This is a genomic window from Rhizobium sp. R635 (assembly GCF_002211285.1).
Classification (GTDB): domain Bacteria; phylum Pseudomonadota; class Alphaproteobacteria; order Rhizobiales; family Rhizobiaceae; genus Rhizobium.
Map to the genome: position 1 here is coordinate 109,454 of NZ_LOKX01000037.1, position 21,499 is coordinate 130,952.

Genomic DNA, 21,499 nt, shown 5'->3' on the forward strand with positions numbered 1-21,499 from the left:
TCATGTTCCTCTATAAGGCTATCGTCTTTCTTCCCTTGATCGGTGCGATCATCGCCGGCCTTTTCGGCCGCGCGATCGGCGCCAAGGCTTCGGAATATGTCACCAGCGGCCTGATGATCATCGCCGCCATCCTGTCCTGGGTCGTCTTCTTCAACGTCGGCATGGGCCATCTCGAAGGCGGCCCGATCAAGGTCGAGGTGCTGCGCTGGATCCAGTCCGGCGGCATCGACGTCTCCTGGTCGCTGCGCGTGGATACGCTCACGTCAGTCATGCTGATCGTCGTCAATACGGTCTCGACGCTGGTGCATGTCTATTCGATCGGCTACATGCACACCGATCCGCATCGCCCGCGCTTCTTTGCCTATCTCTCGCTCTTCACCTTCGCCATGCTGATGCTGGTGACTTCGGACAACCTTGCCCAGATGTTCTTCGGCTGGGAAGGCGTCGGTCTCGCCTCCTATCTGCTGATCGGCTTCTGGTTCAAGAAGCCGTCGGCGACGGCTGCGGCGATGAAGGCCTTCATCGTCAACCGCGTCGGCGACTTCGGCTTTGTGCTCGGCATTGCCGGCGTCTTCGTGCTGTTCGGCTCGATCAATCTCGACACGATCTTCGCCAATGCTTCGAACTTCGCCCCGCATGAAGGCGGCGAGGCCGGCGAAGCGATCCTCAATCTCTTCGGCATGCAGCTCGACAAGGCGCATGCGCTGACCGGCATCTGCCTGCTGCTCTTCATGGGTGCGATGGGCAAGTCGGCGCAGTTCCTGCTCCACACCTGGCTGCCTGACGCCATGGAAGGCCCGACCCCGGTCTCGGCTCTCATCCATGCGGCTACGATGGTTACTGCCGGCGTCTTCCTCGTTGCCCGCATGTCGCCGCTCTTCGAACTGTCGCACGATGCGCTTACGGTCGTCACCGTGATCGGCGCGATCACCGCCTTCTTCGCGGCAACCGTCGGCCTCGTGCAGAACGACATCAAGCGTGTCATCGCCTATTCCACCTGCTCGCAGCTCGGCTACATGTTCGTGGCGCTCGGGGTAGGGGCCTATGGCGCGGCGATCTTCCATCTCTTCACGCATGCCTTCTTCAAGGCGCTGCTCTTCCTTTGCGCCGGCTCGGTCATCCACGCTGTCGATGGCGAGCAGGACATGCGCTACATGGGTGGCCTGCGGCCGCACATCAAGGTGACTTTCTGGATGATGATCATCGGCACGCTGGCGATCACCGGCGTCGGCATTCCCTTCACGCCGATCGGTTTTGCCGGCTTCTTCTCCAAGGACGTGATCATCGAGGCGACCTATGCATCGCACTCGCCGGTTGCGGGCTTTGCCTTCTCGCTGCTGGTCATCGCGGCTCTGTTCACGAGCTTCTATTCCTGGCGCCTGATCTTCATGACCTTCTTCGGCAAGCCGCGCGCTTCGCACGAGGTCATGCATCACGTTCACGAGTCGCCCCAGGTCATGCTGGTTCCGCTCTACATCCTCGCCATCGGCGCGATCGTGGCCGGCTTCCTGTTCGAAGGCCGCTTCTACGGCGAGGAATACGCGGAGTTCTGGAAGGGCGCTCTCTTCACCGGTGCCGAGAACGAGCTCGTCGAAGAGTTCCACCACGTTCCGGCGCTCGTGGCTCTGAGCCCCTTCATTTCCATGGTGCTCGGCTTCGTCATTGCCTGGTACATGTATATCCGCTCGCCGCAGACGCCGCGCATCCTCGCGCAGCAGCATCGCGTGCTCTATCAGTTCCTGCTGAACAAGTGGTACTTCGACGAACTTTACGACTTCCTCTTCGTCCGTACCGCGCGAGCTCTCGGCCGCTTCCTGTGGAAGAAGGGTGATGTGGGCGTCATCGATACGTACGGCCCGAACGGCGTGGCCGCCCGCGTCGTCGCCGTCACCGACCGCGTGGTCCGCCTGCAGACCGGTTACCTCTATCACTACGCCTTCGCCATGCTGATCGGCATTGCGGCGCTCGTTACCTGGATGATGCTCGGGAGTTCCTTCTGATGACCGATTGGCCTATTCTTTCAACGGTCACCTTCCTGCCGCTCGTCGGTGTCGTGCTCCTGTTGCTGATGAACGGCGAGAGTGAAAGCGGCCGCAAGAACGTGCTGTGGATCTCGCTGATCACGACGGTCTTTACCTTCGTCGTCTCGCTTTTCATCTGGACCAGCTTCGACAATGCCAATCCGGGCTTCCAGATGATCGAGAAGCACAATTGGCTCGGCACCGGCATCGGCTACCATGTCGGCGTCGACGGCATCTCGATGCTGTTCGTCATCCTCTCGACCTTCCTCATGCCCTTCTGCGTGCTGGCGAGCTGGCTCTCGATCGAGAAGCGCCTGAAGGAATACATGATCGCCTTCCTCATCCTCGAAACGATGATGATCGGCGTCTTCGTCTCGCTCGATATCGTGCTCTTCTACGTCTTCTTCGAGGCGGGCCTCATTCCGATGTTCCTGATCATCGGCGTCTGGGGCGGCAAGGACCGCGTCTACGCGAGCTACAAGTTCTTCCTCTACACTCTGCTCGGCTCGGTGCTGATGCTGCTCGCCATCATGGCGATGTACTGGCAGGCCGGCACGACCGACATCACCGCGCTGCTCGCCTACAAGTTCCCGCCGGCGATGCAGACCTGGTTGTGGCTCGCCTTCTTCGCCTCCTTCGCGGTGAAGATGCCGATGTGGCCGGTCCATACCTGGCTTCCGGATGCCCACGTTCAGGCGCCGACGGCAGGCTCAGTGATCCTGGCCGGCGTGTTGCTGAAGCTCGGCGGCTACGGTCTCATCCGCTTCTCGCTCGGCATGTTCCCCGTTGCCTCCGATTATTTCGCGCCGTTCGTCTTCGCCTTGTCCGTCATCGCCATCATCTACACCTCCCTGGTGGCGATGATGCAGGACGACATCAAGAAGCTGATCGCCTATTCCTCGGTGGCGCACATGGGCTATGTGACCATGGGCATTTTCGCCGCCAACATGCAGGGCGTTCAGGGCTCGATCTTCCAGATGCTGTCGCACGGCATTGTCTCCGGCGCGCTCTTCCTCTGCGTCGGCGTCGTCTACGACCGCACCCACACCCGCGAGATCAACGCCTATGGCGGCCTCGTCAACAACATGCCGAAATATGCCGTGGCGATGATGGTCTTCACCATGGCCAATGTCGGGCTTCCCGGCACGTCGGGCTTCATCGGCGAATTCCTCACGCTGATCGGCGTCTTCCGGGTCAATACCTGGGTTGCGCTCTTTGCTGCCACCGGCGTCATCCTCTCGGCCGCCTACGCGCTCTGGCTCTATCGCCGGGTGATCTTCGGCGCGCTGGAGAAGGAAAAGCTGAAGGCATTGCTCGATCTTTCGCCGCGTGAGCAGCTGATCCTCTATCCGCTGGTCGCACTGACCATCTTCTTCGGCGTTTACCCGGCTCCGGTCTTCGATGCGACGGCCGCCTCGGTGGATCTGCTGGTCAACAACTACACGGCCGCCGTGCACGCAGCGCAGAATGTTGCGCTGTCTATGAAATGATGACGGGACTTATCGGACATGACCGCTGAAACAATTCTCCTCAGTCTGCATCTTTCCGCGCCGGAGCTCATCCTCGCGGTCGGCGCCCTTGTCCTGTTGATGGTCGGCGTCTTCTCGGGCGAGCGGTCGGGCCCCGTCGTCACCGGCCTTGCCATCGTCCTGTTCCTGGCTTCCGGCCTGTGGCTGCTCTTCGTGCCGGCGGAAGGCCTTGCCTTCGGCGGCGTCTACATGGCCGATGGCTTCTCGCGCTTCATGAAACTGGTGGCGCTGATCGGTTCGCTGGTCGCCCTGTTCATGACGATCGGTCACGCACGCGAAAACCAGCTCGACAAATTCGAGTTCCCGGTTCTCTTGGTGCTCGCGACCCTCGGCATCCTGCTGATGATTTCGGCCAACGACCTGATCTCGCTCTATCTCGCGCTGGAACTCCAGTCGCTGGCGCTCTACGTCGTCGCTGCCATCAACCGCGACAGCCTGAAGTCGACCGAAGCCGGCCTGAAATATTTCGTCCTCGGTGCACTGTCCTCGGGCATGCTGCTCTATGGCATGTCGCTGGTCTATGGCTTCACCGGCCACACCCACTTCTCCGAAATCGCCCAGGCGCTTTCCGTCGAGGGCGCGCGTTCGCTCGGCCTCGTCTTCGGCCTGGTCTTCATTCTCGCCGGCATCGCTTTCAAGATTTCGGCCGTTCCCTTCCACATGTGGACGCCTGATGTTTACGAAGGTGCGCCGACCCCGGTCACCGCTTTCTTCGCGGCAGCTCCCAAGGTCGCTGCCATGGCGATGATGACCCGCATTGTCATCACCGCCTTCCAGCCGGTGCTGGCGGACTGGCAGCAGGTCGTCGTCTTCATCTCGATCGCCTCGATGCTGCTCGGCTCCTTTGCCGCGATCGGCCAGAAGAACATCAAGCGACTGATGGCTTATTCCTCGATCGGCCATATGGGCTATGCGCTTGTCGGTCTTGCCGCCGGCAACCAGACCGGTGTCTCCGGCGTCATGCTTTACATGGTCATCTACATGATCATGACGCTCGGTACCTTTGCGATCATCATGTCGATGCGCCGCAAGGACGGCACGATGGTCGAGAATGTCAACGATCTCGCCGGCCTGTCTACCACGAACCCGTTCATGGCCGTGGTGCTGACGGCGCTGATGTTCTCGCTTGCCGGCATCCCGCCGCTTGCCGGCTTCTTCGCGAAGTATTTCGTCTTCGTCGCCGCGATCGAGGCAAAGCTCTATGCGCTCGCCATCATCGGCGTTCTCGCCTCGGTCGTCGGCGCCTATTACTACCTGCGCGTCATCAAGCTGATGTGGTTCGATGAGGCCACCGGCGAATTCGCGCGTGTCTCCGGCGCGTTGCGCCTGGTCTTCGGTCTCTCCGGCCTCTTCGTCACCGCCTATGTTCTCATCGGCGGCCCGATCGGCGGCGCGGCAGAGCTTGCCGCCGCGACGCTCTTCTGATGGCCTCCGACGGACGGCGCCGGATATCGCTCGGCGATATCAGGCATGAGGCTCTGTCGGAAACATCGTCCACCAACAGCGAATGCCTCGCCCGGGCTCGGGCGGGCGATGGCGGAAACCTCTGGATAACCGCCGGCAGGCAAACCGGCGGCCGCGGCCGCCGGGGCAGGCTTTGGGTTTCCGAACCCGGCAATCTCTACGCCTCTCTTCTTCTCATCGATCCGGCGCCGATGGAGCGCCTCGGCTCTTTGCCGCTGGCAGTCGCCGTCGCCGTACACCAGGCGATCCGCCAGGTGCTGCCACCCGGCGCCGAGCCGCTCGAGGTCAAATGGCCGAACGATATTCTCATCGGTCGGAAGAAGACCTGCGGCATCCTCGTCGAAGGCGAGGGACTGCCGGATGGGCGTTATGCGCTGATCGTCGGCATCGGCGTCAATGTCTCGGTGATGCCCGATAATCCGCTCTATCCCGTCACCTGCCTGCGCGAGCAGGGGAGTGCGGCTTCGCCGGAGGAACTCTTCGCCCACCTCTTCGCCGCGATGGCCGATGTGCTCGATATATGGGATGAGGGACGCGGCATCGGCGCGATTACGGAGCTTTGGCGCGCCATCGCCTGCGGCGTCGGCGAAAAGATCACGGTCAATTTACCGGACCGGTCGATTTCCGGACAATTCGCCGGGATTGATGATAATGGCTTGTTGATGCTCGATACCGGCGCTGGCAGGATGATGTCCATTGCCGCCGGTGATGTGTTTTTTGGATAGCGGAAAAACGAAAATTATGGCGAAACAGGATGAACTGGTGTTCCTGCCTTTAGGCGGCGTTGGCGAGATCGGCATGAATCTCGCTCTTTATGGCTACGGCCCGCCCGAGCATCGCCAGTGGATCATGGTCGATTGCGGCGTCACTTTTCCCGGACCTGACCTGCCGGGCGTCGACCTCGTGCTGCCCGATATCCGCTTCCTCGCCAGCGAGCGCAAGAACCTCAAGGCGATCATCATCACCCATGCGCACGAAGACCATTACGGGGCGCTTGCCGATCTCTGGCCCGGCCTCAATGTACCGGTCTTTGCCTCGGCCTTTACCTCGGGCCTGCTCGAAGCCAAGCGCAATTTTGAGAAGGCTACGATCGGCGAAGTGCCGGTGACGCCGTTCAAGGCAGGCGATACGATCAATGTCGGCCCCTTCAGCATCGAAGGTGTGGCCGTCAACCATTCGATCCCCGAGCCGATGTCGCTGATGATCCGCACGCCGGCCGGCAATGTCATCCATACCGGCGACTGGAAGATCGACCACGAGCCTTCGCTCGGGCCGCTGACCGATGAGACGCGCTTCCGCCAGCTTGGCGACGAGGGAGTGCTGGCCTTGATGTGCGATTCCACCAATGCGCTGCGTGACGGTGTTTCGCCCTCGGAGAAGGATGTTTCGGAAAGCCTGCGCAAGATCATCGAGGATGCCGAGGGCCGGGTGGCGATCACCACCTTCTCGTCGAATGTCGGGCGCATCCGCACTGTCGCCGAGGCTGCCGAGGCAGCCGGCCGCGAAGTGCTGTTGCTCGGCAGCTCGCTGAAGCGCGTCGTCGACGTCGCGCAGGATATCGGCTTGATGGAAGGCGTGAAGCCCTTCATCTCCGAGGAGGAATACGGCTATATCCCGCGCGACAAGGTGGTCGTCATCCTGACCGGCAGCCAGGGCGAGGCGCGGGCGGCGCTTGCGAAGCTTTCCCGTGACGAGATGCGCAATGTGGCATTTGCGGCAGGCGATATCGTCGTCTTCTCCTCGCGCGCCATTCCCGGCAATGAGAAGGCGATCCAGGACATCAAGAACGGCCTTGTCGAGCAGGGCGTGCACATCATCACCGATACCGAGGCGCTGGTCCATGTTTCCGGCCATCCGCGCCGTAACGAATTGCAGAGGATGTACGAGTGGACACGGCCGAAGATCGTGGTTCCCGTGCATGGTGAGGCGACGCATCTGACGGCGCATAAGGAACTTGCCGAACAATCCGGCATTGCGATCGTGCCGCGCGTGCGCAACGGCGATATTCTGCGGTTGGCGCCCGGGCCTGTGGAGGTGATCGGCGAGGCGCCGCATGGCCGCATCTACAAGGACGGCATGCTGATCGGCGATTTCGACGAGATGGGCATCGGCGAGCGCAAGAAGCTCTCCTATGTCGGCCATGTCGCGGTCAACATCGTGCTCGACGCCCGCTACGACATCATCGGCGATCCCGATCTCGTTTCGATCGGCTTGCCGGTCTATGACGACGAGGGCGAGGAGATGGAAGATACGCTCTACGACGCGGCGATCGGCGCCATCGAGAGCATTCCGCGTGCCCGCCGCAAGGATATCGACATGCTGCAGGAAGCCGTGCGCCGCGCCGTTCGCGCCGCCGCGAACCATGCCTGGGGCAAGAAGCCTCTCGTCACCGCCTTCGTCACCAAGGTCTGATCATGCTCGGCCGGGTGAACCATATCGCCATCGCCGTTCCCGATCTCGCCGCAGCGGCGGCCAGCTATCGCGATACGCTGGGGGCTGCGGTATCACAGCCGCAGGCCTTGCCGGAGCACGGCGTTACCGTCGTCTTCGTCGAACTGCCGAACACCAAGGTCGAATTGCTGCAGCCGCTTGGGCAGAACTCGCCGATCGCGGCCTTTCTCGAAAAGAACCCGTCGGGCGGCATGCACCACATCTGCTACGAGGTGGAGGATATTCTTCTCGCCCGTGATCGGCTGATCGAAGCCGGCGCAAGGGTGCTCGGCGATATCAAGCCGAAGACCGGCGCGCACGGCAAGCCGGTCCTTTTTTTGCACCCCAAGGATTTCTTCGGCACGCTGATCGAACTCGAACAGGTCTGAGCGCTGCGGCAGAGTGACCTAAAGACGGCCAAAGGTGTCGTTCTCTTTGAGTTGGTCGCCGTTTCGCCGTATAAGGGCGCTCCAGACAATCCGTCGAAACCGCGCTGCGTTTTCCAAGGACCGGCTGAAAGAAGAGATGGAGCATTTCCGCCACGTGAGAACGGAATGCTTCGCCGCCGATGCGGCTTAACGGGAATGATGATGCTCCAGATTTTTCTCCAGGGATTTGCCGTCTATTTCATCATCTGGTGGATGACGCTTTTCGCCGTCCTGCCGATCGGCCTGCGCACCCAGGCCGAGGATAATGACGTGGTGCTTGGCACCGTTCCGAGCGCGCCCACCCGATTTCGCGCCGGCTTCGTCTTTTCCCTGACGACGCTGATTTCTGCAATGATCTACGGCGCCTGGTATGTCTCCGACACCTATTTCGGCTGGGGCTTCGATGCCCTTCCACAATTGGGGCCGAGCTTCTACTAAGAAGTAGCTTTTGCTCAAAGTTTGAGCAGATGTAAATTCGAGAGACGGTATACCGTCATACCAGTGTCATATTGTTACGGCAAAGAGCTTCCGTAACAGAATGAGGCCATATCCCCTATGAGGGATGGCCGGATTTTTGGAGCTGTGGAAGGCGGAAAACCAAAAAAAAACAAGGCTAAAAGCCTTGTTTTAAGTATCGCGTGATCTGTAACCGTTGCCGGGGCTGCGACGAGCGCGCCTAAGATCTGATCCTCCCAAGACTTGACCGCGAAATGGCAAGAATTAACCTCCTTGCCTGTTTTGTGAGCTAAAGCTAGCTCAAACATTGGGCTTTGTCATTACCTTTTTTTGCATTTTTGCTACACTCTAGCAAAATTTTTCTGTTGACAAGATTTTCGTTCAAACCCTTATAAATACGCGCTTTTTCACGTCCTTCCATTTTGCGGGTGCGAACATGCGCCTCGGGGAGGCTGCCAGCGTCCGTTGCGGGTTTCCTTCCTGCCGCGAAGCGGCTATGAACGCTCCCGACATTAACAATTGTCTTCGATTCCGCTTCTCCGCGGGATCTCAACTGGTCCGGAATCCGCCATGCGTCTGTCCCGCTTCTTCATGCCCATTCTCAAGGAAAACCCCAAGGAGGCAGAAATCGTCTCCCATCGGCTCATGCTGCGCGCCGGCATGATCCGCCAGCAGTCGCAGGGCATCTATTCCTGGCTGCCGTTGGGTAAGAAGGTTCTCGACAAGGTCAACAATATTATCCGCGACGAGCAGAACCGCGCCGGCGCCATCGAGCTTTCCATGCCGACCCTGCAGTCGGCCGAGCTCTGGCAGGAAAGCGGCCGCTATGATGCTTACGGCAAGGAAATGCTGCGCATCAAGGACCGCCAGGACCGGCCGATGCTCTACGGCCCCACCAACGAGGAGATGGTGACGGATATTTTCCGCTCCTCCGTCAAGTCCTATAAGGACCTGCCGCTCAATCTCTATCACATCCAGCTGAAGTTCCGTGACGAGATCCGGCCGCGCTTCGGCACCATGCGCTCGCGCGAATTCATGATGAAGGACGCCTATTCCTTCGATCTGACCCGCGAAGGGGCGGAGCATTCCTACAACAAGATGTTCGCCGCATACCTCAGAACCTTCGATCGGCTTGGCCTGCGCGCCATTCCAATGCGCGCCGATACCGGCCCGATCGGCGGCAATCTGAGCCATGAATTCATCATCCTCGCCGATACCGGCGAATCCGAAGTCTTCTGCCACAAGGACTTCGTCGGTTTCGATATCCCCGGCGAAAACACCGATTTCGACAGCGTCGAAGGCCTGAAGGCGATCTTCGACAAGTGGACCTCGCTTTATGCGGCGACCTCGGAAATGCACGACGAGGCGGCCTTCAACGCCGTTCCCGAAGGCGAGCGTCTTTCGGCACGCGGCATCGAAGTCGGCCACATCTTCTATTTCGGCACGAAATATTCCGAGCCGATGGGCGCGAAAGTGCAGGGGCCTGACGGCAAGGAACACTTCGTTCACATGGGTTCTTACGGCATCGGCCCCACACGCCTTGTTCCCGCCATCATCGAAGCATCGCATGATGACAACGGAATCATCTGGCCGGCATCGGTCGCGCCCTTCGATGTCGTCGTGATCAACATGAAGGCGGGCGATCAGGCCTGCGACGATACCTGCGAGCTGATCTATGCCGCGCTGAGCAAGGCCGGCAAGGACGTGCTCTATGACGATACCGACGACCGGGCCGGCACGAAATTCGCGACCGCCGACCTGATCGGGGTGCCTTTCCAGATCATCGCCGGCCCGCGTGCGGTCGCAAACGGTGAAGTCGAGGTGAAGGACCGCAAGACCGGCGCGCGCGAAACGATGACCATCGAAGCGGCGATCAACAGGTTCGTGGCTTAAGGAAACGGAGGCGAAATGGCAGAGGCAGCAGTGGACCGGAGTTCCAAATCCGGCTTGGGTCCGGCTGGCAAGCCATTTTCCACCTTCGAACGCCTCGTGGCGTGGCGCTATCTGCGCGCCCGCCGCAAGGAGGCCTTCATATCGGTGATCGCCGGCTTCTCCTTCGTCGGCATCATGCTCGGCGTGGCGACGCTCATCATCGTCATGGCCGTCATGAATGGCTTCCGCACCGAGCTCGTCTCGCGCATCCTCGGCATCAACGGTCATATGATCGTGCAGCCGGTCGACGGGCCTTTCACCGACTATGCCGACCTTGCCGGCAGGTTCGCCGCCGTGCCCGGCGTCAAGATGGCGCTGCCTTTGGTGGAAGGCCAGGTGCTCGCCTCCGCCCAGGCCGGCGGCAGCACCGGCGCGCTGGTGCGCGGAGCCCGCGCCGACGATCTGACCAAGCTCAAGACGATTTCCGAAAACATCAAATCGGGCGACATGGTGGGCTATGCCTCCGGTGAAGGCGTGTTGATCGGCACCCGCATGGCCGATCAGCTCGGTCTGCGCGTCGGTGACCTGATTACGCTGACGTCGCCGGATGGTGACATTACGCCGATGGGCGTCAGCCCGCGCGTTAAGTCCTACAAGATCTCCGGCCTCTTCGAGATCGGCATGTCGGAATATGATTCCTCGATCATCTTCATGCCGCTCGAGGAGGCGCAGCTTTACTTCAATGCCGAAGGGCTGGTGCAGTCGATCGAGCTCTTCGTCGACAACCCCGACGATATCGACAATCTGAGGCCCAAGGTGGAAGAAGCGGCCGGCCGCCAGATCGCCATTACCGATTGGCGCCAGCGCAACCAGACTTTCTTCTCGGCGCTCCAGGTCGAACGCAACGTCATGTTCATGATCCTGACGCTGATCGTGCTTGTCGCGGCGCTGAACATCATTTCCGGCCTCATCATGCTGGTGAAGGACAAGGGCAGCGATATCGCCATCCTGCGCACCATGGGCGCCAGCGCCGGCGCGATCATGCGCATCTTCTTCATGACCGGGGCGGCGATCGGCATCGTCGGCACGCTTGCGGGCGTGCTGCTCGGCGTTCTCGTCTGCGTCAACATCGAATCCATCCGCCAGTTCTTTTCCTGGATCTCCGGCACCGTAATCTTCAATCCGCAGGTCTATTTCCTCAGCCAGCTGCCGGCCGAGATGGATATCAGCGAAACGATCTCGGTGGTCGTCATGGCGCTCAGCCTCTCCTTCATCGCGACCATCTTCCCGGCCTGGCGCGCCTCCAGGCTCGATCCGGTGCAGGCCCTGCGCTACGAATAAGGAATGCCGCCTTCATGAAACGCAACGTCGTTCTCAAGCTTACCGGCGTCGAGCGCCATTACGGGCAGGGCGATACGCTGCTCGCCATTCTGAAAGGCGCGGATTTCTCGCTGTCGAAAGGCGAGATGGTCGCGCTCGTTGCTCCCTCCGGCACCGGCAAATCGACGCTGCTGCATGTCGCGGGTCTGCTCGAACATCCCGACGGCGGTGAAGTCACCATCAATGGCCACGCCTGCGACGGCCTTTCCGACGAGAAGCGTACCGCGATCCGCCGCAGCGAGATCGGCTTCGTCTACCAGTTCCACCATCTCCTGCCGGAATTTTCGGCGCTCGAAAACATCATGATGCCGCAGCTGATCGCCGGGCTGTCCTGGAAGGAAGCCGGCGAGCGGGCCGGCCAGCTTCTCGATTACATGCGCATCGGCCATCGTGGCGCCCATCGCCCCGGCGAACTTTCCGGCGGCGAACAGCAGCGCGTCGCGATCGCCCGGGCCGTCGCCAATGCGCCGAGCTTGCTTCTGGCCGACGAGCCGACCGGCAATCTCGACCCGGAAACGGCAGCTTACGTCTTCGACGCGCTGGAGGCGCTGGTGCGCCAATCCGGCCTCGCCGCCCTCATCGCCACCCACAATCACGAACTCGCCCGTCGCATGGACCGGCGCGTGACGATTTCGGACGGCAAGATCGTCGACTTCTAGCGCATCGGCCAGCGATCAGGGGATGACCAGCCCGCCGCGATAGTCGAGCGCATAGGCCTTGCGGCCGCCGACCATGATGCATTCATGGCCGTTGAACCGGTCGCAGCCGCCTTCGCTGCGGTCGATATAACGGCCGAGCGGATGATCGAATTCCATTCCGCCAAGAAACCGGCCTTCCCGATACATTGCCGAGAGCGCCGCCTTGATCACCGTTCCGGCCGCACTGCCGTCGATGAGATCGGGCGCGATGACGCAGCCGAAATAATTCATCGCCCAGACGGGTTCATCGGCAAACCACACCACCTCCTGTCCGGCGAAATCCGTGCCGCCGAAATAACTGTCGAGATAGCGCCAGTCGCCGCTGAAATAGCCGATATCGTGAGCACCCGGCCGGCAGGGCAGGCGAGGCACACCACCCCCGACATAGGTCGCGGCCTTGGCCTCGACAATGAAGCCGTTCAGCATCGCGGTATCGAGCATTATCATCATCCTCCCCTGACTCATCTGAATTGATATAGCAGGACAGTGAGAACATAAGAAGAACAAAATGGCGAGCGGCGCTTTGTTCCTTTGGGCAAACGCGTCCGACATTGGATGATCCGCGCCGATCCGTCTCGGGTTGGGAATGCCAAGCCGGTTGCCGGGTATATTCAACGCCGGCATCGAGGCCGCGCGCGATTCGCAGCACGCGACGGGCATTTTTCAAACGCAAGTACGGAGGAAAAGATTCCTGTTGACATGCGAACATATATGGAACAAATTAAAAACATAACGAGTAAAGGAGAGCCAAATGACTGACATGATCCGTGATATCGCAGCATTCACCTCCATCGCAATGTTCGTTGCCAGCTTCTCGCTTATCGTCATCGCGATCTAAAGTTTTCAGGGGATCGCATGGCAGTCATGCGGTTCGGACGCGGGACTTCTTCTGGACATCATCGCCCTCAATGCCGACAATGCGTCCGATTCATTCGGGTGATTGGGAAGGCATATCATGGCGGAGACGGCAAAGGGTTCAACGGGTGAGGCGACCGGCGGCACGCCGGGCTTCATCCACCTAAGGGTCCACTCCGCCTATTCGCTTCTCGAGGGCGCGCTGCCTCTGAAGAAGATCCTTTACAAGGCGACCGGCGATAGCCAGCCGGCGATCGCCATCACCGATACCAACAATCTGTTCATCGCGCTGGAATTCTCTCAGAAGGCGATGGACGAGGGCCTGCAGCCGATCATCGGCTGCCAGGTCTCGATTGACATGGAAGACGGGCTGGAAACGGAAAAGCGCGGCGGCCAGCAGGCGCTGATCAAGCTGCCGTCGATCGTTCTTCTCGCCGCTACGGACGCCGGTTACGAACGCCTCGTCGATCTCGTCAGCCGCGCCTATCTCGGCGGCGAGGGCAATCAGGCCATCCATATCAGGGCCTCTTGGCTGGAGGAGGCAGGGACCGAAGGGCTGATCGCTCTGACCGGCGCCCTGACCGGGCCGGTCGATGCGGCGCTCAAGGACGGCCATCCCGCCCAGGCGGAAGTCCGGTTGCTCGCGCTGAAACGCCTCTTCGGCGACAGGCTCTATGTCGAGCTGCAGCGGCACGGCACCTACGACAAGCGGCACGAACAAAAAATCGTTGGGCTGGCCTATGCCCATGACCTGCCGCTGGTTGCGACCAACGAGGCCTTCTTCCCTGCGCGCGACGACTACGACGCCCATGATGCGCTGATGGCGGTTGCGCACAACGCCATCGTTTCCGATGACAGCCGCTTTCGCTTGACCCCGGATCATTATCTGAAAAGCCGCGCCGAGATGGCCAAGCTTTTTGCCGACCTGCCGGAAGCGCTGGAGAATACGATCGAGATCGCCAGGCGCTGCTCCTTCGTGCTGAAGACGCGAAAGCCGATCCTGCCGCGCTTCACCGGTGCCACCGACGATGCCGAGGAGGCCGAGCGCGCCGAGGCCGGCGAATTGCGCCGCCAGGCGGTCGAGGGGCTCGATATGCGGCTTGCCACGCTCGGCATGTCGCCGGGCTACGAAGAAAAGGATTATCGCGAGCGGCTGGAATTCGAGCTCAGCGTCATCGAGCGTATGCGCTTTCCCGGCTACTTCCTGATCGTTTCCGACTTCATCAAATGGGCCAAGCAGCATGATATTCCGGTCGGTCCGGGCCGTGGGTCCGGCGCGGGCTCGCTGGTCGCTTATGCGCTGACGATCACCGACGTCGATCCGTTGCGTTTCTCGCTGCTCTTCGAACGCTTCCTCAATCCGGAACGCGTCTCGATGCCGGACTTCGATATCGACTTCTGCCAGGATCGCCGCGAAGAGGTGATCCGCTACGTTCAGGCCAAGTATGGCCGTGAGCAGGTGGCGCAGATCATCACCTTCGGTTCGCTGCAGGCGCGCGCCGCCCTTCGCGATGTCGGCCGCGTGCTGGAAATGCCCTACGGCCAGGTCGACAAGATCTGCAAACTCGTGCCGAACAATCCGGCCAATCCGACGCCGCTCTCCAAGGCGATCGAGGAGGAGCCGAAGCTGCAGGAGGAGGCGGCGAAAGAGCCGGTGGTCGCGCGCCTGCTCGATATCGCCCAGAAGATCGAGGGGCTTTATCGCCACGCCTCGACGCATGCCGCCGGCATCGTCATCGGCGACCGGCCGCTTTCCAAGCTGGTGCCGATGTATCGCGATCCGCGCTCCGACATGCCTGTCACCCAGTTCAACATGAAGTGGGTGGAGCAGGCCGGCCTCGTCAAATTCGACTTCCTCGGCCTGAAGACGCTGACGGTATTGAAGGTCGCCGTCGATTTCGTTGCCAAGCGCGGCATCAATGTCGATCTCGCCGCCATTCCTCTCGACGACAAACTGACCTACGAGATGCTGTCACGCGGCGAGACAGTCGGTGTGTTCCAGGTGGAAAGTGCCGGCATGCGCAAGGCGCTGATCGGCATGAAGCCGGACTGCATCGAGGACATCATCGCGCTGGTGGCGCTTTACCGTCCCGGCCCGATGGAGAATATCCCGACCTACAATGCCCGCAAGCACGGCGATGAGGAGCTGGAATCGATCCATCCGATGATCGACCATCTGCTCAAGGAAACGCAGGGCGTCATCGTCTACCAGGAACAGGTGATGCAGATCGCCCAGGTCCTGTCGGGCTACTCGCTTGGCGAAGCCGATCTTCTGCGCCGCGCCATGGGTAAGAAGATCAAGGCGGAGATGGACCAGCAGCGCGAACGCTTCGTCGTCGGCGCCGTCAAGAATGGCGTATCGAAGCCGCAGGCCGACAACATCTTCGAACTTTTGGCGAAGTTCGCAAACTACGGCTTCAACAAGTCGCACGCCGCCGCTTACGCGATCGTCTCCTACCAGACGGCCTACATGAAGGCGCATTATCCGGTCGAATTCCTCGCCGCCTCGATGACGCTCGATATGTCCAACACGGAAAAGGTCAATGATTTCCGTCAGGACGCCAAGCGTCTCGGCATCGAGGTGATCGCGCCCTCGGTGCAGACCTCCTTCCGTCATTTCGAGACCGGCGACAATCGCATCTATTACGCGCTGGCCGCCCTCAAAGGCGTCGGCGAATCCGCCGTCGACCACATCGTCGAGGTGCGCGGCGACAAGCCTTTTGCCAGCATCGAGGATTTCTGCCTGCGCATCGATCCGCGCCAGGTGAACCGCCGCGTGCTCGAAAGCCTGATCTATGCCGGCGCCTTCGATTGTTTCGGCACCGACCGCGCCCAGTTGGCCGCCGGCCTCGACCGCATTCTCGGTTATGCCCAGCGCGCCCAGGAAAACAAGCTGAGCGGCCAGTCGGACATTTTTGGCAGCGCACTCAACTCGGGCCCGGAGAAGATCTCCTTGCCGCCCTATTCGCCCTGGCTGGCTTCGGAGCGGCTGCTCAAGGAATTCCAGGTTCTGGGCTTCTATCTCACCGCCCACCCGCTCGATTCCTACAGCAACATCCTGCAGAAGATGCGCGTGCAGACCTTTGCCGAGTTTTCTCAGGCGATCAAACAGGGCGCCGCCAATGCGCGCCTTGCCGGCACCGTCATCTCGAAGCAGGAGCGCAAGACCCGCACCGGCAACAAGATGGGCATCATCGTCTTTTCCGATTCCTCGGGCCAGTTCGAGGCGGTGCTGTTTTCGGAGATGCTGAACCAGTATCGCGACGTGCTCGAGTCCGGAAAATCCTTCCTGCTGACCGCGACCGGGGAGGAGCGGCCGGAGGGTATCGGTTTGCGCATCCAGACGATCCAGTCGCTGGAGGAAAAGTCACTGCAGATGCAGAAGGCGTTGCGCGTCTATGTCAGAGATTCCGGGCCGCTGAAAATGGTGGCCGGCCATCTCAACGCCAAGGGCGACGGCCTCGTTTCCTTCATCGTCATCAAGGAAGAGGGCAAACGCGAGGTGGAAGTGGCGCTGCCGGAGAAATACCGCATCACGCCTGAGATCGCCGCCGCTCTTCGCGCCGCCCCAGGCGTCATCGACGTCGAGCTCGTCTGATTACCCACGGGTGATCGTGATGAAATCCGTGCCTTCCCCGGTCTCCGGGCCGACGCCGGTATCGGAGATCGTCAGGGTCGAGCCGGGGGCGATCAACGCATCGATCTTGCGGCGGGTCTCCTCCGGAATCACAATGCGGCTGAGTGACCGGGCAATCGGTTTGCCCGCGAGGATCGAGCTTTCCTGATTGGTGATGCCGAGCCGCTTCATCGTCTCGCGGGAGAGATTGTTCGCAAGCGTCACGCCGAGCCAGTCGGCCGTGCCGGCCGTTTCATCGATCGCATGCAGCGTCAGGAAATGCGTGCCGAGCGCCAGGCCCGGATCGGCGATCGTCACCGGCGCTTCGAAGATCGGCTTGAAGGCCCGCCGCACCATGATGACGCCGTTTGGCGGTTCACCCTTGCCGGCCGCCGCATAGACCGATTTGAGCAGTGTATCGGAGATCAGGCTCCTGTCGCGGGCAAATTCCGCTGGCCGCAGCGTCTTGAAAGCCCTGATCGCCTCCACGGTCGTCGGGCCGAGCAGCCCGTCCGGGTCGCCGGCGGAAAAGCCGAGCTGGTTGAGAAGGGCCTGGATGTCGATCACCGTCTCGCGCAGCGTCCGGCGTGTGATGAGCATGCTGATCGGCTCGGACGGCGGCTCGGCTTCCGGGGCTGCGACCGGCATCGGCATTGCAGCCGTGTCGTTCATCGCCACCTGTACCGGTGCCTCGCGGCTGTGCGGTATGGAGGGCCGCAGTTCGACATCCGAAAGCAGCGGCATTGCCGCCGGCGCGTCCGGACGGAAAAGATTGGGATGGTCGATCGGCTGCGGCGCCAATTCGCCATCGCTGATGATGACGGGGATGCCGGCCTCGGTCATTCCGTAGAGCATCTTGGCGAAGGCGCCGGGCATGCGCACGCAGCCATGCGATGCCGGATAGCGCGGCACCGAATTGGATTCGTGCAGCGCAATGCCGGACCATGTCAGCCGCTGCATGAAAGGCATCGGCGCGTTCGAATAGAGATTGGATTCGTGGTATTTCTGCTTTTCGAGCACTGAAAAGATGCCGCTCGGCGTCGTGTGGCCGTCCTTGCCGGTCGAGACCTTCGAGGTCGCGACGACCTCGGTGCCATCATAGACCGCGAGCGACTGCTTGTTCTTCGAGACGAAGATCTGCAGCGTGCGCACATCCGCGGCAAGAGCAGGGTGCACGAGTGCGGTGGCCGACAGCAAGCCGAGGCCGAAGACGAGACGCGAGAACATGATACCCAACCATACGCAATACTGGTCCGGCACATTATGGGACGAAGTTTAAGGAAGATTTTAAAGCCGGGAGCGTGAGCTCGCCTCACGGTTTAGTGATCGCGCTTGCTGCCGAAGGTATAGCCGGTCTCGACCGTGTTCTTGCCGAACTTGTCCCGCAGCTTGTCCATCGCCGCTTCGGCAGCCGCCCGCCGGCCCGATTGCCGGTCGATGAGATCGGGGGGATCTGCGCGGGCGGCGTCGCCGAGATCGGTAACGCCGATGCCGAGCAGCCGGAATTTCGTGCCGTCCGTTTCCTTTTCGAGAAGCTCAAGCCCGATGCGGAAGATCCTGTCGGCAAGCTGGGTCGGATCTTCGAGCTTGCGATTGCGGGTGCGTAACTTGAAGTCGGCGCTCTTCAGCTTGAGAACCACGGTCTGGCCGGCGATATCGCTTTTCTTCAGTCGCCAGGAGACCTTTTCGGAAAGGTTGCGCAGGATCGGGACCAGGTCGTCATGGCGCGAGATGTCGTCGAAGAAGGTCGTCTCGGCCGAAACGCTCTTTGCCGCATCGTTGAGATGCACCTCACGGTCGTCGATGCCGCGCGACAGCCGGGCGAGCCGCTGGCCGATGCTGCCATAGCGGCGCATCAGGTCGTTCTCCTCCATCTGCTGCAACTGGCCGATCGTGCGGATGCCGTCCGCCTCCAGCGTCGCCGCAAAGGCCTTGCCGACGCCCCAGATCGTGGTGACGGGACGCGGCGCCAGGAATTCCACCGCTTCCTCGCGGCCGATGACGGAAAAGCCGCGTGGTTTCTGCAGGTCCGAAGCGACCTTGGCGAGAAATTTGCAGTAGGAAAGCCCGACCGAAACGGTAATGCCGATTTCCTTTTCGATGCGGCGCGCGAATTTGGCGAGCGTGCGCGCCGGTGGATCGTGATGCAGCCTCTCCGTGCCGCCAAGCTCCAGAAAGGCTTCGTCGATCGACAGCGGCTGCACCAGCGGCGTCAGATCCTGCATCAGCGCTCGCACCTGGCGCCCGACCCGGACATATTTCTCCATGTCCGGGCGGATGACGACCGCCGCAGGGCATGCCTCCAGCGCCTTGAACATCGGCATGGCCGAACGCACGCCATGGATACGGGCGATATAGCAGGCGGTGGAGACGACGCCGCGTTTGCCGCCGCCGATGATGACCGGCTTGTCGGCAAGCTCCGGATTGTCGCGTTTTTCGATGGCTGCGTAGAAGGCATCGCAATCGATATGTGCGAGCGTCAACGCGTAGAGTTCGCGATGTCGCACGAGGCGGGGGCTGCCGCAGGAAATACAGCGGCGCGTCTCGCCCTTCTGCTCGGCAAGGCAGTCGCGACAGAAGCCGGGTGTCTTGTCGGGCGCGGGCGTCATGGTGAGAACAAAGGTTGAACGCGGCGACACTACGCCTTAAGCTTCCGAGTCACAAGAGAGGGCTGAGCTTTGCCTTTGGATAACGAACTTCGTTTTGAGCCGGTGACGCGGGAACGTTGGGATGATTTCGAAATCCTCTTCGGCCCGCAGGGCGCATTCTGCAATTGCTGGTGCGTCGCGCTGCGCCTGCCGCATGCGGTGAGGACGGAAATGTCGGCCGAGGAGCGTAAGACGCATATGCGGGAACGGATCGAGTCGGGTCCGCCGCCGGGAGTTCTCTGTTACGCCGATGGTGCGCCGGCCGCCTGGGTGCAGGTGGGGCCGCGTTCCGACGTACCGCAGTTCAATTCGCCGCGCACGGTCTCGCGGCCGCTGGAGGAGGGCGATGCGCATGATCCATCCGTCTGGGCCGTCAGTTGCTTCTTCCTACTGCCGAAACTGCGCGGCAGGGGATTAAGCCACCGCCTGCTCGCCGGCGCGATCGATCATGCCCGGCGCCACGGCGCGCGGCTTCTCGAAGCCTGTCCGATCGATCATGTGAAACAGTCGAAATCCGTGACGCTCTGCATCGGCTCGACGGCGATTTTCGATGCCGCCGGCTTCGAGACGGTGGCAAGGCGAAAGGATGGCCGTCCGCTCATGCGGCTGGAGCTGCGCGATTGACCGTGCCGGAAAGGAAATGTGCCTCGATGAGTTCGGCCACATCAGCCCAGTCGGTGGCCCGGGTGATGTCCTCGGCCGCTGCCGGCGCGAAACGATGGACAGGCGAGTCCGGCATCAGGTGAATGAGCAGGCAATCGGCGACGTGATCCCTGACGGAATGCAGATTGCGCGCCATATCATCGATGAAGACGACAGGAAGGGAGCGGCTGGCATGCAATGCGTGAACGATCGGCCCTTTGGGCTGTTCGCTGGCAAGCAGCGGAAAGAGAAGACCCGTCCTGTCAAGCAGACGGCGGCGTTGATCCTGGAACCGCGGCTGCATCGCCGTCAGAAAAAGGATATCGGCCACTTCCGAAAGCTGGCCGAGCGTCTCGACGACGCGGTCGAGCGGGGTCTGCCAGTGCTCCTGCGCTTCGAAAAATGCGTCGATCAGCCGGCTGACCTGTTGCTCCTCGACCTCCACCCCATCTGCCTTCGAGACGATGTTGCCGTGAAGCCGGAACGAGCGCGGCAGGAACTCAAGACCCTGGCTTTGAAGGAAAAGCTGGAAGGGGCCGATGAACTGCAGCACGACATCGTCGACGTCGCAGACGATCAGCGGCCGTTCGCCGAGGCGGATGTGCGAGATGTCGAGTTCCGTTACGCCAGTCACGGTCAGTATTCTCCGGAATCGAGACCGGGCGAGGAAAAATGCCGCCAGGCGGCGGTTACCACCTCGGGGCTGATGCCGCTCGCCGTGCAGAAAGCCATCGCCGTCGGTTCGTGGCCCATCAGGAAATCCATCAAGCCGGCGAGAAACGCAGGGTCGTTGACGGCGCTGCGCACCTGGGCGGGCGACACACCGGTGAGCGCGAGGAAGCGGCCGAACATGTCGGGATCGTCGGCAAGCCAGCCGAGCACGGCGATCGCCGTCTCGTGCGGGTCGGCGGCCTGTTGTTTCGAAGTCTTGAAGTTGCTTTGCATTTCGAGGGGTAAGTTACCTTTTCTTCAACCAAATACCGCTAGCGTGCGCTATCGGTTTCACGGAGCTATTCGTCCGCATGTGCATTTCTCATGGGACGAACGACTGCGCGAACGGACGTAGGGACAGCTTGTCATGCCCAAACAGGTAATGATTGTAGAAGATAACGAGCTCAACATGAAGCTCTTTCGCGACCTGATCGAGGCGTCCGGTTATACCACGATTCAGACGAGAAACGGCATGGAGGCGCTCGATCTGGCGCGCAAACATCGCCCCGACCTCATCCTCATGGATATCCAGCTTCCCGAGGTCTCAGGCCTCGAAGTCACCAAATGGCTGAAGGAAGACGACGAGCTGCATGTGATTCCCGTGATCGCCGTCACGGCTTTCGCGATGAAGGGCGACGAGGAGCGGATCCGCCAGGGTGGCTGCGAGGCCTATGTTTCCAAGCCGATCTCGGTTCCGAAATTCATCGAGACGATCAAGACCTATCTGGGCGATGCCTGACGCATCGGAA

18 protein-coding genes are annotated in these 21,499 nt (G+C 61.1%); 13 read left to right on the forward strand and 5 right to left on the reverse strand.

Annotated features, from left to right (window positions below; genetic code table 11):
* The first annotated feature begins 2 nt into the window (after nt 1-2).
* The 10 genes from nuoL to ATY78_RS27560 all read left to right on the forward strand — a co-directional run bounded on the left by nuoL (nt 3) and on the right by ATY78_RS27560 (nt 12,239).
* Entirely contained in the window at nt 3-2,000 is a 1,998-nt protein-coding gene (nuoL, locus tag ATY78_RS27510; RefSeq protein WP_088685449.1) for an NADH-quinone oxidoreductase subunit L, read from the forward strand.
* Nucleotides 2,000-3,511 carry an NADH-quinone oxidoreductase subunit M gene (locus ATY78_RS27515; RefSeq protein WP_088685450.1) on the forward strand — a complete coding sequence of 504 codons (1,512 nt, stop codon included), beginning with the start codon at nt 2,000-2,002 and terminating at the stop codon, nt 3,509-3,511. The genes nuoL and ATY78_RS27515 overlap by 1 nt, the downstream gene beginning before the upstream one ends.
* An 18-nt stretch (nt 3,512-3,529) precedes the next feature.
* Nucleotides 3,530-4,975 carry an NADH-quinone oxidoreductase subunit NuoN gene (nuoN, locus tag ATY78_RS27520; protein WP_088685451.1) on the forward strand — a complete coding sequence of 482 codons (1,446 nt, stop codon included), beginning with the start codon at nt 3,530-3,532 and terminating at the stop codon, nt 4,973-4,975.
* A complete protein-coding gene (locus ATY78_RS27525; protein ID WP_088685452.1) occupies nt 4,975-5,739 on the forward strand; it encodes a biotin--[acetyl-CoA-carboxylase] ligase in 765 nt (254 codons plus the stop codon). Before nuoN ends, ATY78_RS27525 begins: the two co-directional genes overlap by 1 nt.
* 16 nt (nt 5,740-5,755) lie before the next feature.
* Entirely contained in the window at nt 5,756-7,426 is a 1,671-nt protein-coding gene (locus tag ATY78_RS27530; RefSeq protein ID WP_088685453.1) for a ribonuclease J, read from the forward strand.
* Between the two features lie 2 nt (nt 7,427-7,428).
* Nucleotides 7,429-7,833 carry a methylmalonyl-CoA epimerase gene (mce, locus tag ATY78_RS27535; protein WP_088685454.1) on the forward strand — a complete coding sequence of 135 codons (405 nt, stop codon included), beginning with the start codon at nt 7,429-7,431 and terminating at the stop codon, nt 7,831-7,833.
* Nucleotides 7,834-8,034: 201 nt separating this feature from the next.
* Nucleotides 8,035-8,310 carry a DUF1467 family protein gene (locus ATY78_RS27540; RefSeq protein ID WP_088685527.1) on the forward strand — a complete coding sequence of 92 codons (276 nt, stop codon included), beginning with the start codon at nt 8,035-8,037 and terminating at the stop codon, nt 8,308-8,310.
* Nucleotides 8,311-8,898: 588 nt separating this feature from the next.
* A complete protein-coding gene (gene proS, locus ATY78_RS27550) occupies nt 8,899-10,221 on the forward strand; it encodes a proline--tRNA ligase (protein ID WP_088685455.1) in 1,323 nt (440 codons plus the stop codon).
* 15 nt (nt 10,222-10,236) lie between these two features.
* Nucleotides 10,237-11,541 carry a lipoprotein-releasing ABC transporter permease subunit gene (locus tag ATY78_RS27555; protein ID WP_088685456.1) on the forward strand — a complete coding sequence of 435 codons (1,305 nt, stop codon included), beginning with the start codon at nt 10,237-10,239 and terminating at the stop codon, nt 11,539-11,541.
* Nucleotides 11,542-11,555: 14 nt separating this feature from the next.
* On the forward strand, nt 11,556-12,239 hold the full coding sequence (locus tag ATY78_RS27560; protein ID WP_088685457.1) for an ABC transporter ATP-binding protein: 684 nt from the start codon (nt 11,556-11,558) through the stop codon (nt 12,237-12,239).
* Nucleotides 12,240-12,254: 15 nt separating this feature from the next.
* On the opposite strand, the gene ATY78_RS27565 is transcribed toward ATY78_RS27560, so the two are convergent.
* Complete coding sequence (locus ATY78_RS27565; RefSeq protein ID WP_088685458.1) at nt 12,255-12,719, reverse strand: DUF5680 domain-containing protein; 465 nt, start codon at nt 12,717-12,719, stop codon at nt 12,255-12,257.
* A gap of 514 nt (nt 12,720-13,233) precedes the next feature.
* Between ATY78_RS27565 and dnaE the strand changes: the two genes are divergently transcribed.
* Nucleotides 13,234-16,731, forward strand: coding sequence for a DNA polymerase III subunit alpha (gene dnaE / locus ATY78_RS27570; RefSeq protein ID WP_088685459.1), 3,498 nt, complete (start codon nt 13,234-13,236; stop codon nt 16,729-16,731).
* On the opposite strand, the gene ATY78_RS27575 is transcribed toward dnaE, so the two are convergent.
* Nucleotides 16,732-17,976: a L,D-transpeptidase family protein gene (locus ATY78_RS27575; protein WP_088685460.1), complete on the reverse strand. Its 1,245-nt coding sequence runs from the start codon at nt 17,974-17,976 to the stop codon at nt 16,732-16,734.
* Between the two features lie 92 nt (nt 17,977-18,068).
* Nucleotides 18,069-19,358 carry a DNA polymerase IV gene (locus tag ATY78_RS27580; RefSeq protein ID WP_088685528.1) on the reverse strand — a complete coding sequence of 430 codons (1,290 nt, stop codon included), beginning with the start codon at nt 19,356-19,358 and terminating at the stop codon, nt 18,069-18,071.
* 75 nt (nt 19,359-19,433) lie between these two features.
* Between ATY78_RS27580 and ATY78_RS27585 the strand changes: the two genes are divergently transcribed.
* A complete protein-coding gene (locus tag ATY78_RS27585) occupies nt 19,434-20,021 on the forward strand; it encodes a GNAT family N-acetyltransferase (protein ID WP_088685461.1) in 588 nt (195 codons plus the stop codon).
* Here ATY78_RS27585 and ATY78_RS27590 read toward each other — a convergent pair.
* Nucleotides 19,996-20,673 (reverse strand): hypothetical protein, encoded by a 678-nt coding sequence (locus tag ATY78_RS27590; RefSeq protein ID WP_088685462.1) that lies wholly within the window; start codon nt 20,671-20,673, stop codon nt 19,996-19,998. The genes ATY78_RS27585 and ATY78_RS27590 overlap by 26 nt on opposite strands.
* Before the next feature lie 2 nt (nt 20,674-20,675).
* On the reverse strand, nt 20,676-20,984 hold the full coding sequence (locus ATY78_RS27595) for a DUF3572 domain-containing protein (RefSeq protein ID WP_088685463.1): 309 nt from the start codon (nt 20,982-20,984) through the stop codon (nt 20,676-20,678).
* 133 nt (nt 20,985-21,117) lie between these two features.
* Here ATY78_RS27595 and ATY78_RS27600 point away from each other — a divergent pair, with 133 nt between their 5' ends.
* Nucleotides 21,118-21,489 (forward strand): response regulator, encoded by a 372-nt coding sequence (locus tag ATY78_RS27600; protein WP_003547430.1) that lies wholly within the window; start codon nt 21,118-21,120, stop codon nt 21,487-21,489.
* Nucleotides 21,490-21,499 lie beyond the last annotated feature (10 nt).

What these genes read in the sequence shown, in the direction of transcription:
- nuoL (WP_088685449.1), top strand. Translation starts at nt 3, where the DNA reads ATGTTCCTCTATAAGGCTATCGTCTTTCTTCCCTTGATCGGTGCGATC.
- ATY78_RS27515 (WP_088685450.1), top strand. Translation starts at nt 2,000, where the DNA reads ATGACCGATTGGCCTATTCTTTCAACGGTCACCTTCCTGCCGCTCGTC.
- nuoN (WP_088685451.1), top strand. Translation starts at nt 3,530, where the DNA reads ATGACCGCTGAAACAATTCTCCTCAGTCTGCATCTTTCCGCGCCGGAG.
- ATY78_RS27525 (WP_088685452.1), top strand. Translation starts at nt 4,975, where the DNA reads ATGGCCTCCGACGGACGGCGCCGGATATCGCTCGGCGATATCAGGCAT.
- ATY78_RS27530 (WP_088685453.1), top strand. Translation starts at nt 5,756, where the DNA reads ATGGCGAAACAGGATGAACTGGTGTTCCTGCCTTTAGGCGGCGTTGGC.
- mce (WP_088685454.1), top strand. Translation starts at nt 7,429, where the DNA reads ATGCTCGGCCGGGTGAACCATATCGCCATCGCCGTTCCCGATCTCGCC.
- ATY78_RS27540 (WP_088685527.1), top strand. Translation starts at nt 8,035, where the DNA reads ATGCTCCAGATTTTTCTCCAGGGATTTGCCGTCTATTTCATCATCTGG.
- proS (WP_088685455.1), top strand. Translation starts at nt 8,899, where the DNA reads ATGCGTCTGTCCCGCTTCTTCATGCCCATTCTCAAGGAAAACCCCAAG.
- ATY78_RS27555 (WP_088685456.1), top strand. Translation starts at nt 10,237, where the DNA reads ATGGCAGAGGCAGCAGTGGACCGGAGTTCCAAATCCGGCTTGGGTCCG.
- ATY78_RS27560 (WP_088685457.1), top strand. Translation starts at nt 11,556, where the DNA reads ATGAAACGCAACGTCGTTCTCAAGCTTACCGGCGTCGAGCGCCATTAC.
- ATY78_RS27565 (WP_088685458.1), bottom strand. Translation starts at nt 12,719, where the DNA reads ATGCTCGATACCGCGATGCTGAACGGCTTCATTGTCGAGGCCAAGGCC.
- dnaE (WP_088685459.1), top strand. Translation starts at nt 13,234, where the DNA reads ATGGCGGAGACGGCAAAGGGTTCAACGGGTGAGGCGACCGGCGGCACG.
- ATY78_RS27575 (WP_088685460.1), bottom strand. Translation starts at nt 17,976, where the DNA reads ATGTTCTCGCGTCTCGTCTTCGGCCTCGGCTTGCTGTCGGCCACCGCA.
- ATY78_RS27580 (WP_088685528.1), bottom strand. Translation starts at nt 19,358, where the DNA reads ATGACGCCCGCGCCCGACAAGACACCCGGCTTCTGTCGCGACTGCCTT.
- ATY78_RS27595 (WP_088685463.1), bottom strand. Translation starts at nt 20,984, where the DNA reads ATGCAAAGCAACTTCAAGACTTCGAAACAACAGGCCGCCGACCCGCAC.
- ATY78_RS27600 (WP_003547430.1), top strand. Translation starts at nt 21,118, where the DNA reads ATGCCCAAACAGGTAATGATTGTAGAAGATAACGAGCTCAACATGAAG.